The sequence below is a fragment of the Veillonella parvula genome (assembly GCF_024461875.1).
In the GTDB taxonomy this organism is placed as follows: domain Bacteria; phylum Bacillota; class Negativicutes; order Veillonellales; family Veillonellaceae; genus Veillonella; species Veillonella parvula_I.
Genome location: NZ_JANGAL010000055.1, coordinates 1 through 264 on the forward strand (window position 1 = coordinate 1; position 264 = coordinate 264).

Genomic DNA, 264 nt, shown 5'->3' on the forward strand with positions numbered 1-264 from the left:
GTTTTTTATGAATACACAATAACTGTAAGGCTCTTCTCTGTATGCGATAATGTCCTCCGGAGAAAGGGCGTCGAAAAACTCTCGTCCGCAGCGGATGATTCCACAGTCATTATTCAGTTCGTCAATAGATTTAAGGAAGAGCAGTCTTCCTTCATGTATGTATGCGATATAGTCGGCAATTTTATCCAGATCGCTTGTGATATGGGAAGAAATAAGGACGGAATGGTCTTCCTGCTCTGTAAATTCTCGAAATATTACGAGAAT

The 264-nt window shown here is 40.5% G+C and carries 1 protein-coding gene; it reads left to right on the forward strand.

Annotated features, from left to right (window positions below; translation table 11 throughout):
* On the forward strand, positions 1–264 hold a 264-nt coding region (locus NE668_RS09840), incomplete at both ends, for a hypothetical protein (protein ID WP_256196798.1).